The organism is Microbulbifer variabilis, from assembly GCF_052468405.1.
This window is the reverse complement of sequence record NZ_CP174343.1, coordinates 1489957-1505926: the sequence shown is the minus strand read 5'-3', so window position 1 is coordinate 1505926 and position 15970 is coordinate 1489957. Positions and strand designations below refer to the sequence as shown.

Below are 15970 nucleotides of genomic sequence, written 5' to 3'. Positions count from 1 at the left end.
AAGCAGGCAACGGCTTATTCCCAACGCAGTGGGCGGCGCCTGTCGATGTGATTCCGTAATGCAGCGGCAACAACGTAAGCTTCCAGGCGGTGCTCGTAAGTTTCGGTATGATCGTAACCCATTCGCGCTAAACAACGCTGTAACCACTCAGTGCCTGTCGACTTGTCATGCCACACTTTACGTCCCTGGATCACTGCCATCAGCATTCGCCACCAGCTGCGATCCGCCGCACGCAACTGCTGCAATGAGACTGCAAGCAGGGCCTCCTCATCAGTGAAATCTGTACCCAGGGGATAATAAGGCAATATCGCCAGTGTGCTTTCGACGGAGAAAATTTCAGTGATATGTTCCGGGGTGTTGTTATTAAAAGACTGCGGGATGACAAAACTCTTTTCGATTTTGCCGGCGAATTTTGCCTGCTCCAACAATACTGCCTGGAAACGGCTATCACAAATACTCAGCATGGAAACCATTACGTCCCGATCGGTTTTTCCGCGCAGGTCCACTGCGCCATATTCAGTAACCACTACATCGCGAAGGTGCCGGGGAATAGTGGCATGGGGGTACTCCCATACAATATTGCTCTCGCATATACCACCGCGCACACGAGTGCTGGGTAATGCAATCACCGAGCGTGCTCCCGGCAACGCAAATGCCTGAGCAACAAAATTGTACTGGCCACCCACGCCACTGACGACCTGGTTGTCTACCAGCGCATCTGAAACCACTGCGCCCCCCAGCGTGACCATCATGGCGGAATTGATAAAGCGAGCCTGTTTACGTTGGGCGCGCTTCAGTTCTCCCTGGGACTGCAGATCATTGGTGAAGTCAATCGCGGTCATATCAATTCCCGCGCGCTCATCAGGAGAAAGATCCCGCAGCTCCCGATACATTAATTCCGGCCCCAAGTAGAAACCTCCATGCAACCAGATCCCGCCGCGCAGTTTCTTATTCAGGCAGCTGCCAATCAGACGTCTGCGGCCATGCTCGCTGTGCAGGTCACACTCTTCTTCCTCACCGTCAGGCGTTAATAGCTTGTGCCCGCGCCAACTGTAGCTGGGGTCGACTATACCAAAGCGTTGTAAGAATTCTGTATCCTCGGGAGTGAGAGGACAACTGATACGACCTGCATTCTTCAATCCGAGCAAGGTTTCCTCATTTACGGTATGGGTGATTTCATCCCCATCCAACAACTGTTGCAGCCCAGCATCCTGATAAACCTCCCGGGACAAAACCCCCGCCCTGCGCAAGTGCAGAAAACCATGGGGCACCATTTCACTTGCGCCATACAAACCCTGCTTAAAACTTTCCAAAAGCAGCGGAAGATCTTTCCGGTAATGGAGTGATTCACGATCAACCAGCTTTTCAATGATACTTCTGTAATGGGCATTTTCTTTATGCCGCAAACGCAGTGCATGGCAGACCGCATCTCCCAAAGCCCCAATACCCACTTGCAAGGTTCCTCCATCGGCGACCATGCTAGCAATATGGAATGCGATACTGTATTCGGTAAAGCTGACCGGGATAGCCGGGGCCGCGAATAAAGGGGTATCAAAAACCTCTCCTTCTAGCAGCAGGTCAAACTCACTCTCTTCCAATTCACTGCTACCGGTCATATAAGGCAGCTGCGGATTGACCTCCCCCACTAAGAACAACCGATGATCTTTCCGATTGGCTGTCAGTTTCAACAAAGGTAAAGTCAAATCGGGATTACAGCTCAAGCTGTAACGCCCTCCCCCCTCCATCGGTGCCACCATCTGGGCAATAACATTCACTCCAAAGCGCAGAAGATCTTCAGGCACCTGGGTGTAATTCGCACTTACATAATGTCGCTGGGCATAGTGATTTCCCAACAGTGCACCTGGCTCCATAAAGAATTCAATAACATTAATATTTTTTGGTAGATGTTCCTTTCTGCGTGGTGAGACATACCCCAGGTCCTGGTAACTACTGTATAAACGATCCAGTAATGGCTGGATAAAACGACGACTGATATCGCTGTCCCCCTGAGGCCGTTCCAGTGTGAGAGCCGTAAATATGGTCAGGGAAATTGAGGGATCGGCAACAGCGCGGGCATAAAGAGCGTTGGCAAAATGGTTGGCCTTACCAAGTCCAAGAGGTAAACCCAGTACAACCTTCTTGCCAACTTTTGCCAACAGAGCATCAATACACTCCTCGACACTGGCGAAGCGTCTTGGAGCCTCTTTGGAAGAGCCTTCCATGGACTTTTTTTGTTCCACGTAGCGTTATTCTATCTTTCCAGACTCCTCCCCCAAATGCTCAAAGTGGTCGACCTGGATTGCCTTATCCACGGCATCAGCAGCATCACGCAAAGCATCAGCCTCTTCATCACTAATCAAATTACGCTGCAAGCCCTCATCCACACTCTCACGGCTCAGGGTACGCACTCCCCCTTTCTTGAGCTTTTCCCTAGCTCTCTCTGACGCGCAAACTTTTATAAATGCCTGCTCGACAATATCCACCCCATCACCAGGGTTGCCCAGGAATACACCTCTAGTGAGACGATCCCGGGTTTTAGAGGGAGTCAGCAATAATTCCGCGCAAGCATGAGCCTGGCGATCTGATGCGGTATGTACACTGTGTCCCCAGGGCATGGTTAGAAAATGCATCACCTGGCCGAGGAATGGTCGAGGAAAATTCTGAAAAACTTCAAGAAGATTCACCTCTATCTTGTGTAGTCCATCACGCATGGAGTATTCCAACAGGGGTAAATCATCCTTGGGGTTTCCGTCGTCGTAGAAGCGCTTCAAAGTGCAGCTGAGTAAATAGAGCTGGCTGAGAACATCTCCCAAGCGCGAGGAAATCAGTTCTTTTCTTTTCAACTCTCCACCCAGGCTCATCAAAGAAATTTCTGTTACTAAAGTGAGCACTGCCGAATAGCGATTCAATTGTCGATAGTATTTTGCTGCCCCGCCGACATTGCGAGGACTGCTGGCGAAAAGCCCTACTGTCCAGCCATGGAAAAACCCTCGTAACAGAGTCTTTACCTGGAACCACATATGCTTGGGCAATAACTTATCCAGCTGGTCCAAGCCCTCTTCTTCATCTGGATTCTCCGCCGCTAACATTTCATCCAGTAAGTAGGGGTGACAACGAACTGCACCCTGACCAAAAATCATCAGGCTGCGGGTCAGTAGATTTGCACCCTCTACAGTGATCGCTACCGGTACGGCACGGTAGGCATTCCCCAGGTAATTCAGGGGGCCATCCATTATCGCCTTGCCAGCATGGATATCCATTGCATCATTAACTGCATGACGCAATCCAGAGGTGGCATTAGCCTTCATTATGGCTGTAATTACCGCTGGCTTTCGTCCATGGTCAAGGGCTCGGGTTGTGGTTTTATGGGCACTATCGAGCACGAAGGCGATAGAAGCAATCTCTGCCAGGCGTCGCTGTACTCCTTCAAAACGCCCAACTGGCACATTGAACTGTTCTCTAATACGCGCATAGGCACCTGTGGTACGCGCCGCCATCTTGGCCCCGCCAGTAGACAGTGAGGGTAAAGAAATACCGCGCCCTGCAGCCAGGGCACTCATCAGCATTTCCCAACCCTTCCCGACATTTTCCTCGCCACCAATAATCCAATCCATGGGAATAAAAACATCCTTTCCCCAATTAGGTCCGTTCTGGAAAGATTGCATGGCTGGTAAATGACGCTGTCCAATTGTGATTCCGGGAGTATCGGTGGGTACTAGTGCAACGGTAATTCCCAGCGCTTCCTTGTCTCCCAAAATGTGCTCTGGATCGTAGAGTTTGAAAGCTAGTCCCAATACCGTGGCTACCGGTCCCAAGGTAATATACCGCTTGTGCCAGTTCACACGCATGCCGAGGACTTTCTCGCCCTTATACTCCCCATAACAAACCTCACCCCGGTCAACCATGGCTGCAGCATCTGAGCCTGCCTGGGGGCTGGTCAAGGCGAAACATGGGATATCTGTCCCGTCCGCAAGTCGAGGCAGATAATAGTCTTTCTGTTCCTGAGTACCATGGGATAACAGTAATTCTCCCGGGCCCAGGGAATTTGGCACCATCACCGTCACTCCCACACAATTGCTGCGGGTGGAAATTTTGGTGACTATCTCGGCATGTGCTGTGGGGGAGAACCCAAGACCACCGTATTTCTTGGGAATGATAATGCCAAAAAAGCGATTTTTTCTAAGGAAGTCCCAAACATGCTCCGGGATATTGTGATCGACAAAGCTGATCTGCCAGTCATTTACCATTTGGCAGAGTTCTTCTGTGGGGCCATCCAGGAATGCCTTCTCTTCCTCACTCAGCTCTGGCGGCCCCATGTCCAGCAGCTGCTTCCAATCAGGCTTTCCCGATAAAAGTTCGGCATCCCACCAAACCTCACCGGCTTCCATCGCCTCGCGCTCAGTCTCGGAAATTGGCGGAAGAACCCGCTTAATGACTTTGAGAAGAGGCCTGGTAAAGAACTTCTTACGCCATTCACTCATTTTTACCTTCCATACTGGCAGTAACGGCGAAATACCCTGCCATTTCCAACGGGATATCGAGGATTACCAAAGCACAATGATAGGTGACGTTTTCCGCTGGGGAGCCACGCCCTGAGGAAATGGATGACCCGCCGGAGAACGTTGAAAGCAGGGAGGTAAAGATATGCGCCAGCTGACACCATTGTTCAGGAAAGTCTACCTATCCTTCAGTCGCTCTAAACGGGGTGAGCAACCCTGGCAAACAAACAATTCAACAAGTTCCGCGAAAAAAAAGTTCACCAAAAGGATATATATTTGTGCGCCAAAGACCGATAACAAAAAGTAGATTTAGGAAGTTCTTATGGAAGTTATTGTGACAACAACACCTATCAGTGTAGGGCTCGTATTCCCCCAAAACTCCATGCAGACCAGGCCGATAGTCGCTAGGACACGCTCTCCAGTGCAGGCAATTGCCTTTCCCACAGAAAAAGGGCTACACATATCGCCAATCGTTGCCTATAACGCCGCTGTGTAACTTGCTCAATCAGAGAATCTGACTTCAGGTTAGTGACTTACCGGCAATGATAATGCCGTTATTATCAGCATAGAGATATTCTCCAGGGTGGAAGGTAGCGCCGCCAAAAGTAACTGCAAGATCTCTTTCGCCAATACCTTTCTTTTCAGTTTTCATCGGGTGGGTTCCCAGGGCCTGAACACCCAGGTCCAACGCAGATATTTCATCGACATCTCGGATACACCCATACATCACTATCCCTTCCCAGCCATTTGCCACGGCCTTCTCTGCCAACATATCCCCCAAACAGGCTCTACGCATAGAACCTCCCGCATCCACCACCAATACTTTTCCCTGGCCCGGCTCCGTCACCAGTTCACGCACCAATGAGTTATCCTCGAAACACTTAATGGTTACAATTTTTCCACCGAAACGCTCTCGGCCTCCGTAATTTACAAACATCGGCTCAACCACTCGCACCTCGTCGCCATGGGCATCGCACAGATCAGGAGTAGAAATTGGCATCAGCTATCTCACAGTTATTGGGAAAAGAGGAATGATAGCGATACTGGGGCAATGCTGGCAGGGAAACAAAAAAATACCGGGTATCACCACTGTTGATAATACCCGGCCAAGCCTTCGCTGTTACAAATTCATCTAGTGGGTTACCCTAACCGGAGTACCAACACGCACATGCCGATAAAACTTTCTCGCCATATGCGGGGGCATACGCACACAGCCATGGGATGCCGGGTATCTGGGTACACTGCCTGAGGCGTGCAAGCCGATTCCACCATTAAAACGAATATAATTATTCATTCTGGCCCCACGATACACAGTACCTGCAGGACGACGATGCTTACGGGTATTAACATTAGACCGCACTACGCGGCCCGAGCGCCTGTCGACATAACTACCGTAAATCGAAGATCGGTGATAGGGGTGCTTGGAAAGAACGCGGAAGTGTCCAGGGCGTGTGCTATAACCGCGTTTACCTGAGGATATCCTGGATACCCCTACTAACTTGCCACCTTTGTACAAGTAAGCTCGCTGTTCACTTAAATCAATCCTGATTGACGGGCTTCCTCCCCTCGCGGCAGCTCGGTCATCAAACCAGTTACCACCACGTGGCTTCGCTATTGCAGGGGGCACCGCCAACAATGTCAAAAGACATAACATCAGGAAGATGTGCAAAATGGGGATCTTTAATTGTCTGCTTAACTGCATAGCTCACCTCAACAACTTTATCTGCTTTGCTGAAGTGGATGGAAAGGGAAACAGCCCAACCGAATCCACTTTCAAGCTCAACCCGGGGATAATCCCCAATTTGGTGAATCAGTGCTAAAGCAAAATACGCGAATTTTTCCGGTTAACGCGCTGCCTCAGGACTCTTCCGATTCTATTGAGTTAAATACAAAGCCTTAGAATGAATAATTCTCTGGGTGAAAAAGCATAGAGGTTTGAATTTTTTAGGTAGCGTGTGATCTGCAAGTCTCACACAAAGAATACAGGACAAATTTCGAGGATATCGAGAGAAGCAGCAACAGAAGCCTAATTTTTGGCCAGGGGCGCTTTGCGTTTGTGCAAAAAAATTTTAGCCAGGTTTTAGACTGAAAAATAGAAAAGCGGCCCAATAAGGGCCGCATCGGCGAGGAAATTAGGCTTCCTCGTTCGCCAGGAATAGCCAGGTATCTACAGCGGTATCCGGGTTGAGGGAAACACTGTCTATCCCTTCATCCATCAACCAGCGGGCAAAGTCTTTGTGGTCAGAAGGGCCCTGACCGCAAATGCCCACATATTTGCCGGCTTTCTTACAAGCCTGGATAGCGCGGGACAGCAGAGCCTTTACTGCCGGATTGCGCTCATCGAATAGATCAGCCACCAGGCCGGAGTCTCGGTCCAGTCCCAAGGTGAGCTGAGTCAGGTCATTTGAACCGATAGAGAAACCATCGAAATGCTGCAGGAACTCCTCAGCCAGCAGGGCATTTGAAGGCAGCTCACACATCATAATGACTTTGAGTCCACCTTCCCCGCGGCGCAGGCCATTCTCTGCAAGCAGGCCAACAACTTCCTCAGCCTCTTCCGGTGTACGTACGAAGGGCACCATAATTTCAACATTGGTCAGCCCCATCTCATCGCGTACTTTTTTCAATGCGCGACATTCGAGAGCGAAGCATTGGCGGAAATCTTCAGAGCGATAACGGGCAGCACCGCGGAAGCCAAGCATCGGATTTTCTTCACTAGGCTCATACAACTGGCCGCCAACCAGGTGTGCGTATTCATTGGATTTAAAATCTGACAAACGCACAATGACACGGTTAGGCGCGAAAGCAGCGGCCAAGGTGGCGATACCTTCAACCAGCTTCTCAACAATAAAGTCTTCAGGAGAAGCATAGCCACCAATGCGCTCACGGATATTCTGTTGCAGGTCCTCCGGCAGGCTGTCCAGCTCCAGCAGAGCTTTTGGGTGAATGCCGATCATGCGGTTGAGGATGAACTCTAAGCGTGCAAGACCTACGCCCTGATTGGGCAGGTGGCTGAAAGCAAATGCGCGATCCGGGTTGCCTACATTGAGCATAATCTTAAATGGCAGATCCGGCATTTCGGAAACTTCAGTTTCCTCACGCTGGAAATCCAGCTCTCCAGACATAACGAAACCAGTATCCCCCTCAGCACAGGATACGGTCACCGGAGTGCCGCTTTCCAGCAGCTCGGTAGCATTGCCACAGCCGACCACCGCGGGAATACCCAGCTCACGAGCAATAATGGCCGCGTGACAGGTACGGCCGCCACGATTGGTAACGATCGCACTGGCCTTCTTCAGCACTGGCTCCCAGTCTGGATCGGTCATATCCGTCACCAGGACTTCACCATCCTGCATCGCCGCCATATCTTCAACAGACTTCAGCTTACGCACCCGGCCGGCGCCAATGCGCTGGCCAATCGCGCGGCCCTCACACAATACCTTTCCACGCTCCTGCAGGCTGTAACGCTCAATACTGGTACCCTGATCGCGAGAACGAACTGTCTCTGGACGAGCCTGAACAATAAACAACTCACCGGTGTCACCGTCTTTGGCCCACTCGATATCCATCGGCCGACCATAGTGCTCTTCAATCTTGCGAGCTTGCACAGCCAGGCTGGTCAACTCTTCATCATTCAGAGCAAAACGCTGGCGATCTTCTTCTGCCACCTCAACAGTTTTAACAGAACGGCCGCACTCACCACTTTGGTCGTATACCATCTTGATTGCTTTACTACCGCGGTTGCGGCGCAAAATCGCAGGGCGACCAGTATCCAAGGCAGGCTTGTACAGATAAAATTCATCAGGGTTTACCGCACCCTGCACCACTGTCTCGCCCAAACCGAAGGCAGCAGTGATAAAGATTACATCGCGGAAACCGCTCTCTGTATCCAGGGTAAACATTACACCGGCAGCACCAGTTTCACTGCGCACCATGTGCTGAATACCAGCAGACAGGGCTACCCCCACATCCGCATAACCCGTATGTACCCGGTAAGCAATAGCGCGATCGTTATAGAGAGAAGCAAAAACTTCCTTAACCGCCTGCAAAACCGCATCAACTCCGCGGATGTTTAGGAAAGTCTCCTGCTGGCCTGCGAAAGAGGCATCCGGCAAGTCTTCTGCTGTTGCGGAGGAGCGCACAGCGACAGCCGTCTCACCACCGCCCAAAGCCTCGTATCCATCACGAATCTCTTTTTCAAGCTGAGCGGGGAATGGCGTTTGCAGAATCCAGTTCCGAATTTCGTCGCCGGCCTTCGCCAGTTCCACAACATCACCAACGTCCAGCCCTTTCAAACGCTCGGCGATTCGCTGCTCTAACTGTTCGTGGGCGAGGAAAGCCTGGAAGGCCTCCGCGGTAGTTGCAAAGCCGCCCGGTACACTCACGCCGGCACCGGCAAGTGAAGAGATCATCTCACCGAGTGATGCGTTTTTACCGCCGACCTTGTCGACATCGTCCATACCCAGTTTTGCGAAGTCGATGGTGAAGTTCGTCAAGTGAAGCCCCTCTGAAATCAGGTATTAGTGGGCGCTGATTATAAGGATGAGTCTTGTAAAAAATAGCCCGTAAAATACGTTGAAAATGTTGTAAATTTTCTACAAAAATTTCAGTATCACGGAATAAAAGACCTTTTGTCCCACCCCTTTTATACTGGGCGCCTTTTCGCCGCCCGGCAACCTGCCAACAGATAGAGAAGAATCATGGCAAAAGACAAGCGCACCGCTTTTTTCATTTCCGACGGAACCGGTCTCACTGTGGAAGCTATCGGTCACAGCCTTCTGGCCCAGTTCCAGGACCAGCATGTGGAACAGGTAACCCTGCCTTATATCGACTCTAACGAGAAGGTACAGCTAGCACTTCAGCGGATTGAAAAAGCTGCTAAAGAATCGGGCCTCCAACCGATCATTATTACCAGTATCGTTTCTGACCAGATCCGCGATCAGTTACACCAAAGTCCCGCCTTGATGCTGGATGTTTTCGAAAACTACCTGACACCATTAGCCAACCTGTTCGGTAGAGACCCGGCACAGACCGTCAATGTCTCCCACGGCATTGCCGACAACCGCCGCTATAGTGAGCGCATTGATGCGGTGCACTTTGCTATCGACAACGATGATGGACGCAGGGTTAGTGAGTTTGAGCAGGCTGACGTGATACTGCTCGGCGTATCCCGGTCCGGCAAAACGCCCACCTGCTTGTACCTGGCACTGCAGTTTGGGCTACGTGCTGCCAACTACCCCATTACCGAGGAGGACATGGACTCCACCACACTGCCAAAGATTTTGCGCCCTTATCGCCGCAAGTTATTTGGTCTGACCATAGATCCCAAGCGCCTGATGCAAATTAGGCAGGAAAGACGCGCCAATAGCCGCTACGCTTCTAAGGAGCAATGTGAATTCGAAGTGCGCCAAGTGGAGCAGATGTTGCGAAGGGCACAAGTGCCTTTTCTCAATGCCACACAGCTTTCAGTGGAGGAGCTTGCGACGCGCTTAATGTCACAAGCCGGTATCGAACGCAGAATTGACTAAAGAACCACGCGGACTTTTCACGCCGCCACAAAATGTGTAGTGTGCGCCGTCTTCCGGACAGCCATGTTTTGATATGCAAATTGTCTCCCTGCCCTATTCCCTGAACACAGCAGCGGCCTTTGCCGCAGTGGCCGACCTACCCGCACCGGTATGGCTCGACAGTGGCCGACCCATTGGTGGAGGCCGCTATGACATCATCAGCGCCGACCCCCTCAGCACCCTCGAGTTGCATGCAAATAGCCCAGCCCCCTTTTCACAGCTGGATGACTTGACCTGCGAGCTGTGCCCACAGGAGCGGGACTCGCAATTGCCTTTTTGCGGCGGAGTGATCGGCTATGCGGGATATGAACTTGGGGTAGAGGGCAACTATCTTCCATCGGACACCCGCCCTACCGATTTACCGGCAGGCTTTTTTGGTCTCTATGGCTGGGCTTATATCGCAGACCACCAATTAGGCAGCTGCCACCTGGTATTCCACCCAGCCTGCCCACCTCGACAAGTGCAAGAATTGACCGAGCGTTTTAACTCGATAACCTGGGAAAAGCCTTTGAACACGGCGGAGTTCCGCCTGCTGGCCCCATTTGAACATGAGTTCAGCGCTGAGGAATATCGCGCTCGGATTGAACGCATTCTCGAATATATCGCCGCAGGAGATGTCTACCAGGCAAACTTCACGCAAAGGTTTTGCGCCCCCTATGAAGGCGACCCCTTCAGTGCCTACCTGGCCCTACGCACACGGGTCGCGGGTCCCTTTTCTGCCTATATGGAACTAGCTCAGGGAAGCCTACTGAGCATGTCGCCGGAGCGTTTTATCCGCGCAGATGGCGACAGCTTGCGCACAGAACCAATCAAAGGCACTGCTGCCCGGGTTGCCGACCCGCTAGCGGACCAGAGAGCAGCCTTCACCCTGCAGAGGAGCCCCAAGGATCGCGCCGAGAACCTAATGATCGTAGATCTACTCCGCAATGATTTTAGTAAGTTGTGTCGTAAAGGCAGTGTGCGTGTACCAGAGTTGTTTCAGCTAGCCAGCTTCGCGAATGTTCACCACCTCGTTAGTGTTGTTACCGGCGAGATGTCAGAGGACTCTGCTTACAGTGACCTCCTCGCAGCTTGCTTCCCTGGAGGCTCGATTACCGGAGCACCTAAAAGGCGCTCGATGGAAGTCATCCGCGAGCTTGAGTCCAGTCCCCGTGGCATTTATTGCGGTAGCATCGGCTACGTCAGTAGCTGTGGCCGAGCTGACACCAATATTGCTATCCGCACTTTCAGTGCTAGCAATGGGCGCATAACCTGCGCAGCGGGCGGTGGCATTGTCGCAGACTCGGATCCTGCGGCAGAACATCGCGAATGCTTAGCCAAGGTGCGCCTGCTTTTAGATACCACTGAGCAGTTTTTACGCTAATAGGATTATGGGAAGCTGACAATTCCGCGTTTGGCACCAATTCCTGTAGTGAGACTACAGTTTTTGGTTATAGCCCTATCCTGGATCGATATTTCAATGTTATTAGACCTTCTGATAAATTCGTGGTTAATAGCTCCAATTTCGGTGCTTATAACGGATCAAGGAATTTATTGTGAAGATCACACTGGTCAAAAAAGTACTCGCCGATGGCTCTCCCTGCGCCAAGTGCCGCGACGTGCAGGAAAAGCTGGAGGGAAATGATCAGCTCAAGTTTATCGACCAGACGCTGATAGCCGATGTGCGCGACCCACAGAGCGCCGGAATAAAAATCGCCCAGCAATACAAAGTAGAGCGCGCACCCTTTTTTGTCGTTGAGCGGGAAGGCCAGGAAGCGGTGATTTATACCGTTTATTTCAAGTTCGCCAAAGAAGTACTGCAACCAATGATTCAGGTAGAGGCCTCCTAGCCTCTACCTTTAAAGCATGGCCTCTTAAATAGCTGGACTAGTAAACTGGCAGTTCCATGCCAGAAAACAGCGCATCAACCTCTGCACGACTCCCAGCATGTGCCGCTTGATCAACCAGCTCACGGGTTAGATGCGGGGCAAATTGCTGGATAAATTCATACATAAAACCGCGTAGAAAAATTCCTTTTCGGAAACCAATCTTTGTCACGCTGGGTTCAAACAAATTGCTGGCATCCAGCGCTACCAGATCCTCATCCTCTCCATCCACTGCCATATCCGCCACAATACCAATCCCCAAGCCAAGGCGCACATAGGTCTTGATCACATCCGCATCAGCAGCAGTAAATACGACTTTCGGTGACAGTCCTTTTTCCAGAAAGGCCTCATCTAGTTTTGAACGACCAGTGAAGCCGAATACATAAGTCACTATTGGGTACTTTGCAACCTCCTCAAGATCCAGTTTGCTGGCCTGGCACAGGGGGTGGTCTTTCGGCACCAGTACACAGCGATTCCAGCGATAAACCGGCATCATCACTAAATCACTGAACAATTCCAACGCTTCAGTGGCAATTGCAAAATCCGCAGTGCCATCCGCTGCCATTTCTGAAATTTGCATTGGAGTGCCCTGATGCATATGGAGGGACACTTCCGGATAACGGGAAATAAACAGCTTGATAACCGGGGGCAATGCATAGCGAGCCTGGGTGTGAGTGGTGGCAACAGACAGACTGCCCTTCTTGTCATTACTAAACTCTTGCGCAACCTGCTTGATATTCTCAACCTTGCGCATGATTTCGCCGGCCGTCTTAAGAATTGCCTCACCAGCAGGGGTGACCCTTGTAAGGTGCTTGCCGCTGCGAGCGAAGATTTCGACACCTAACTCATCTTCAAGCAAGCGGATCTGTTTACTGATACCCGGCTGAGAAGTGTAGAGACTCTGCGCAGTAGCAGAAACGTTGAGATCGTGATGCGCCACTTCCCAGATATATCGCAACTGCTGCAGCTTCATAGGTCCTCCCTTACTATCAATCACCCCGCCCCAGAACGAGCGCAACCCTGACAGATAAATTGTTTGTTATAAAAAACACATTGAGTTATGCGCGAAAAGAATAGCAGCGAATTAGAGCCCGGGCCAACAGACAGATGAATATCCGGTGAAGAGGAGCTAGTGTCAATCGACTTTGAGAGATAAATCCCATTCTGGCGGGATTCTTTGATCAGGCTTCAGCATTGGCAATACCGTGGGGCACATGTCCCGTGGCAACATGCTCCGCGGCTGAGGCACAATGTGTCGGCTGATCATCAAAAAAGACATCGGCCCCAAAAGCACGCAGGAACTCGCCTTTTGGCAACCCACCCAGAAACACCGACTCATCTACACGAATATTCCAGGCCCGCAGGGTGCGAATCACTCGCTCATGAGCCGGCGCAGATCGCGCAGTAACCAAGGCAGTACGAATAGGACAGGAATCCAGGCCGAATTCCGACTGGAGCTTTTGCAGGGCCTCAAGGAACCCTTTAAATGGACCCCCGCCAAGTGGTTCCTGGGCTGAAGCCCGCTCCGCCTTCGCAAAAGCGGCAAGGCCATCGCGCTTATAAATTCTCTCAGCCTCATCAGAAAAAATAACGGCGTCGCCATCAAATGCAAAACGCAGCACGTCATCCCGATACTCGCGACTCCCACCTGCCACCAAGGTAGCCGCAGCCACCCCCTGCTCCAGTGCACGCTGGACATCCAGCCCATCTGTAGACAGAAACAGATTACAGCCAAAGGGGCCGATATAGCGGTAAGGGCTCTCGCCATTACAAAAAGCTGCACGGGTAATATCCAAACCATAGTGCTCGATGGAGTTAAACACCCTCAAGCCGGTATCAGCACTGTTGCGGGAAAGTAATATCACTTCAACCCGGGGCTCTCCCTCTAGCAGCTCATTAATCTTTAATAACTTCTCAACAAGAGGAAAAGCGTCTCCCTTATCCAGCACATCGTTCTCCCGGTCAATCTGGTAACGGGAAAAGGCTTGTAACCCCTGCTCCTCAAATACCTGGTGGCTCTCACCCAGGTTAAACAATGCACGCGAAGAAATTGCAATTACCAACTTATCGGGTCGAGCATCCATCAAGGCCCCTCCACATACTCATGCCCAGCGGGCCTTTTGTTGCCATACCACTTTTCCAGCAGGGCACCCAGCACCCGCCGTAAATCTTCCAGAGTACACTCAGGCATACCTCTTGGCTCGCCACCAGCAATTGGGCATCGCTAACTTCCAAAACAAACTTTAGAAGGCCGTTCAACTCATTCGGTGGGCATGCAACCTCTATACGCTGATAAATTTCCACCAAATGACCGATAAGCAGCCCGCCGCGCCGCCAATCCAACTCATAGGATTGAGCTCCATCCCGCATAACTTAAGCCTGCAATGGAGTGTCTCATGATTATTGAAAAAAACAATGCTAGGGAGAGCCTACGGAAACCCCCATTACAAGCACAGCCAGAGTTAGAGACATAGACCGATCTCTTCGGGAGTCGAGTGGTATACAGGGGCCTTTCACGAGCAGAAGACTATAGAGATATCCACCAAGAAGATAATTGTCCTGGTCATCCTCGCTGGTGGCAAGACAAGGCTCCGAAATGCCGAGGTAGCAACTACCGCCCAAACCTATCCATCATACTGTGATAGAACATACCCAACACAAGCCCCGGCCAACGTAACAGGGTGCCGCCAGGAAAGGTATCTGTTGGTATCCTGGCCATAATATCGAAGCGCTCTTCGATCCCAGCAATTGCCTCAGCAAGGACCTTACCTGCAAACGTAGCCGTGGGGACCCCATGCCCGGAATACCCCTGACTGTAATAAATATGGGGTTCCAGCCTGCCCATGTGTGGCATGCGGTTCAAAGTAATTGCCAAAGCCCCTCCCCAGCCATACTCAATGTGAGTCCTCTCCAGCTGCGGATATACCTTCAACATGTTTTTACGCACAAACTTGCGAATATCAGCTGGGAAGCGAGTCGTGTAATTCTCACCACCGCCAAAGATCAAGCGGTTATCGCCTGAGAGCTTCCAGTAATTGATAACAAAAAGCGTGTCCTGTACCGCGTGATCGTTGGCAATCAACTCTTGTGCCTGTGAATCGGGCAAAGGCTCGGTGGCGATTACAAAGTTATTGATAGGCATTATCTTGCCTGCCATGCGCGGTTCGAGTTTACCTAAGTAAGCATTACAAGCCAGCACCACATTGCGTGACCTGACTCGCCCCTTGGCAGTTACGATCTCACAGGGACTTCCACCTCGATAACGCAGCACTCTGCTGTGTTCAAAAAGTTTTACCCCCATCCCAACACAGGCCGCTGCCAACCCCAGTGCATAGTTTAGTGGGTGCAGGTGCAACGAATCGCTATCAATTTGAGCTCCGAGATAACGCGTGGAGCCAACCAGCTCCTGTACTTCCTGCTCATCCGCGTATCGCACCCCCTGGTAGCCATAGCGATCCCGCAACAGCTCCGCTTCCTTACGCAGATAGTTATCATGACTGGGCTTGGCTGCCAGGTGCATAATGCCGCGTTTGAGATCACAGGGGATATTATGCTTAACAATTAACCGCTCAACTAGTTGCACCGCCTCGATACTGAACTTCCAGAGCCGGGCCGCAATATCGGCGCCAAACATTTCCTCCAGATCACTTTGGCAGCGGCGTTGGCCCACCCCAACATGACCACCATTTCTCCCAGAAGCGCCCCAGGATATTCGCTCAGCTTCAAGCACCGCAACCTTATAGCCTCTCTCAGCCAAGTGCAGTGCCGTAGATAGACCGGTGTATCCAGCGCCAATCACACAGACATCCGCCTCTATATCCCCATTTAGCAAGGGGTATTCGAGAGCCATATTGGCACTCGCAGCGTAGTACGATTCTGTATGTCCACTCAGCACTTTCATTAAAATAATTCCCTGAGCTGATAAGAGCGCCCGAAAAGCACTAACTTATAAGATTAGCAACAACACACTCCTGAATACTAACTCAGGCTTTTTGTCACAATCATAGTCAACCCTACACATTAATCTGCAGCGCCCTTT

The 15970-nt window shown here is 51.3% G+C and carries 12 protein-coding genes; 4 read left to right on the top strand and 8 right to left on the bottom strand.

Annotated features, from left to right (window positions below; genetic code table 11):
• Window positions 1–14: 14 nt before the first annotated feature.
• Together ACJJJB_RS07090 and ACJJJB_RS07085 are read right to left on the bottom strand one after the other, a co-directional pair.
• Window positions 15–2240 carry an acetyl-CoA hydrolase/transferase C-terminal domain-containing protein gene (locus ACJJJB_RS07090; RefSeq protein WP_445365951.1) on the bottom strand — a complete coding sequence of 742 codons (2226 nt, stop codon included), beginning with the start codon at window positions 2238–2240 and terminating at the stop codon, window positions 15–17.
• Window positions 2241–2246: 6 nt separating this feature from the next.
• On the bottom strand, window positions 2247–4502 hold the full coding sequence (locus ACJJJB_RS07085; RefSeq protein ID WP_281166132.1) for an acyl-CoA dehydrogenase: 2256 nt from the start codon (window positions 4500–4502) through the stop codon (window positions 2247–2249).
• 319 nt (window positions 4503–4821) lie between these two features.
• On the opposite strand from ACJJJB_RS07085, the gene ACJJJB_RS07080 reads away from it, so the two are divergent.
• Window positions 4822–4995, top strand: coding sequence for a hypothetical protein (locus ACJJJB_RS07080; protein WP_282950736.1), 174 nt, complete (start codon window positions 4822–4824; stop codon window positions 4993–4995).
• Window positions 4996–5019: 24 nt separating this feature from the next.
• On the opposite strand, the gene rraA is transcribed toward ACJJJB_RS07080, so the two are convergent.
• The 3 genes from rraA to ppsA all read right to left on the bottom strand — a co-directional run bounded on the left by rraA (window position 5020) and on the right by ppsA (window position 8995).
• A complete protein-coding gene (rraA, locus tag ACJJJB_RS07075) occupies window positions 5020–5499 on the bottom strand; it encodes a ribonuclease E activity regulator RraA (protein WP_444901673.1) in 480 nt (159 codons plus the stop codon).
• A gap of 132 nt (window positions 5500–5631) precedes the next feature.
• A complete protein-coding gene (locus ACJJJB_RS07070) occupies window positions 5632–6201 on the bottom strand; it encodes a L,D-transpeptidase family protein (RefSeq protein ID WP_245556727.1) in 570 nt (189 codons plus the stop codon).
• Window positions 6202–6631: 430 nt separating this feature from the next.
• A complete protein-coding gene (ppsA, locus tag ACJJJB_RS07065; protein WP_445365950.1) occupies window positions 6632–8995 on the bottom strand; it encodes a phosphoenolpyruvate synthase in 2364 nt (787 codons plus the stop codon).
• Between the two features lie 204 nt (window positions 8996–9199).
• On the opposite strand from ppsA, the gene ppsR reads away from it, so the two are divergent.
• The 3 genes from ppsR to ACJJJB_RS07050 all read left to right on the top strand — a co-directional run bounded on the left by ppsR (window position 9200) and on the right by ACJJJB_RS07050 (window position 11895).
• Window positions 9200–10027 carry a phosphoenolpyruvate synthetase regulatory kinase/phosphorylase PpsR gene (gene ppsR / locus ACJJJB_RS07060; protein ID WP_020415230.1) on the top strand — a complete coding sequence of 276 codons (828 nt, stop codon included), beginning with the start codon at window positions 9200–9202 and terminating at the stop codon, window positions 10025–10027.
• Between the two features lie 73 nt (window positions 10028–10100).
• Window positions 10101–11429, top strand: a complete 1329-nt coding sequence (gene pabB / locus ACJJJB_RS07055; protein WP_020415229.1) for an aminodeoxychorismate synthase component I — start codon at window positions 10101–10103, stop codon at window positions 11427–11429.
• 172 nt (window positions 11430–11601) lie between these two features.
• Window positions 11602–11895 (top strand): hypothetical protein, encoded by a 294-nt coding sequence (locus ACJJJB_RS07050; RefSeq protein WP_020415228.1) that lies wholly within the window; start codon window positions 11602–11604, stop codon window positions 11893–11895.
• A gap of 37 nt (window positions 11896–11932) precedes the next feature.
• On the opposite strand, the gene cysB is transcribed toward ACJJJB_RS07050, so the two are convergent.
• From cysB to ACJJJB_RS07035, 3 genes are all read right to left on the bottom strand, one after another.
• Window positions 11933–12904 (bottom strand): HTH-type transcriptional regulator CysB, encoded by a 972-nt coding sequence (gene cysB, locus ACJJJB_RS07045; RefSeq protein WP_020415227.1) that lies wholly within the window; start codon window positions 12902–12904, stop codon window positions 11933–11935.
• A 208-nt stretch (window positions 12905–13112) separates the two neighbouring features.
• Window positions 13113–14015 (bottom strand): 5'-nucleotidase, encoded by a 903-nt coding sequence (locus ACJJJB_RS07040; protein ID WP_282950739.1) that lies wholly within the window; start codon window positions 14013–14015, stop codon window positions 13113–13115.
• Window positions 14016–14542: 527 nt separating this feature from the next.
• Window positions 14543–15832 (bottom strand): NAD(P)/FAD-dependent oxidoreductase, encoded by a 1290-nt coding sequence (locus tag ACJJJB_RS07035; RefSeq protein ID WP_020415224.1) that lies wholly within the window; start codon window positions 15830–15832, stop codon window positions 14543–14545.
• Between the last annotated feature and the right edge of the window lie 138 nt (window positions 15833–15970).

Coding starts and splice junctions, on each gene's coding strand:
- ACJJJB_RS07080 (WP_282950736.1), top strand. CDS start 4,822: ATGGAAGTTATTGTGACAACAACACCTATCAGTGTAGGGCTCGTATTC.
- rraA (WP_444901673.1), bottom strand. CDS start 5,499: ATGCCAATTTCTACTCCTGATCTGTGCGATGCCCATGGCGACGAGGTG.
- ACJJJB_RS07070 (WP_245556727.1), bottom strand. CDS start 6,201: ATGCAGTTAAGCAGACAATTAAAGATCCCCATTTTGCACATCTTCCTG.
- ppsR (WP_020415230.1), top strand. CDS start 9,200: ATGGCAAAAGACAAGCGCACCGCTTTTTTCATTTCCGACGGAACCGGT.
- pabB (WP_020415229.1), top strand. CDS start 10,101: ATGCAAATTGTCTCCCTGCCCTATTCCCTGAACACAGCAGCGGCCTTT.
- cysB (WP_020415227.1), bottom strand. CDS start 12,904: ATGAAGCTGCAGCAGTTGCGATATATCTGGGAAGTGGCGCATCACGAT.
- ACJJJB_RS07040 (WP_282950739.1), bottom strand. CDS start 14,015: ATGGATGCTCGACCCGATAAGTTGGTAATTGCAATTTCTTCGCGTGCA.
- ACJJJB_RS07035 (WP_020415224.1), bottom strand. CDS start 15,832: ATGAAAGTGCTGAGTGGACATACAGAATCGTACTACGCTGCGAGTGCC.